Raw genomic sequence first — 1409 nt, 5'->3', positions numbered from 1 at the left:
TCCATCATCGGAAGGCCTCGACCTCTACCCAGCGACCGACGCGCCCACCCCGGCTACACCCTCATCTGTGAAGAGCCGACAAAACCCACGATAGGGCGCCCTCCGTTGGTGTTGACAGAGCCGAAATGCCCTGCTTGCCCGGCGTCAGCGGCGTCACGGTCAGAGTGCGACCTGAGCACTGCTCGACGCTAAGTACCTCGAGTCCCGTGTCGATACGTCAGGCACGCACAGAAGCCACGTCATAGGGAGACTGCCGGTGGACAAGGAGTTCTACGAGGGACTGCTCGACCAGGTCTCGGACGGGGTCTACTTCGTCACCCGTGACCGGCGCATCACGTACTGGAACGGCGGCGCCGAACGCATCACCGGCTACAGCGCCGACGAGGTGCTGGGCCACAGTTGTTCGGAGGGGATCCTGCGGCATGTCAACGACGCCGGGCGTCAGTTGTGCCTGCATGGCTGCCCGCTCGCCGGGGTGATGAAGGATGGCCGGCCCCGCGAGGCACAGGTCTACCTCCACCACAGGGACGGCCAACGCATTCCGGTCACGGTGCGGGGCCAGGCGATGCGCGACCCGGCGGGCGCGATCGTGGGGTCGGTCGAGGTCTTCTCCGCCCGGGTCACCAACCCCTACGCGGACCTAGCTCGCCTCCGCGGGGACGACTCGTTGGACCTCGTGACCGGCCTGCCGCCGCGTCGCCTCGGTGAGCTGCACCTGCAGACCCTGCTGACGTCGGTGACCGAGCAGGGCAGCACGTTGGGAGTGCTCTTCATCGACGCGGACCACTTCAAGGACGTCAACGACACCTTCGGTCACCGGACCGGCGACGACGTGCTGCGCATGGTCGCCCAGTCCCTGGCGAACGGGCTACGTCGCGGCGACGTCCCGATGCGGTGGGGCGGTGAGGAGTTCCTGGTCCTGCTGCCCGGTTCCGACCGGGTGGGCCTTGAGGCCACTGCCGAGCGCGTCCGCATGCTGATCGAGAACTCCTGGATTCAGAAGGGGGACGTTCAAGCCCGGGTGACCGTCTCGGTCGGCGCCACCATGGCCCTGCCCACCGAGACCGCCGAGGAGCTCGTCGACCGTGCCGACCGGTACATGTACTCGAGCAAGAAGCGCGGGCGGAACCGGGTCACCTCGGACGCCGGGGAGCTCACCAGCACGGCGGACCGTCCGCTCCTCGGCATCGGGGTCCCCTGGGAGATGCCCGGACAGACCGACGTCGACGCGTTCGGCTCCGGCTCGGTCTGCTCCGGCTCGATCTCAGTGACCGAACCCGTGCGCCAGGTGGCATCAACGCGCACACCGTGAGCCCCGTCGCGAGACGGCGTGCCTAGGTGTTCTGGCTCATGACGTTGGTGACGCCTGCGTGGAGGCGTGAGGCCGGGGGCTGGTTCCCGATGGCAGT

General features: G+C 67.9%; 1 protein-coding gene. It reads left to right on the top strand.

Annotated elements, in window-relative coordinates; genetic code table 11:
- Positions 1-256: 256 nt before the first annotated feature.
- Complete coding sequence (locus EUA98_RS19550; protein ID WP_130104346.1) at positions 257-1312, top strand: sensor domain-containing diguanylate cyclase; 1056 nt, start codon at positions 257-259, stop codon at positions 1310-1312.
- The last annotated feature ends 97 nt before the right edge of the window (positions 1313-1409 follow it).

Origin of the sequence: Pengzhenrongella frigida (assembly GCF_004168625.1) — a bacterium.
In the GTDB taxonomy this organism is placed as follows: domain Bacteria; phylum Actinomycetota; class Actinomycetes; order Actinomycetales; family Cellulomonadaceae; genus Pengzhenrongella; species Pengzhenrongella frigida.
This window is presented reverse-complemented; position numbering and strand designations above follow the sequence as displayed.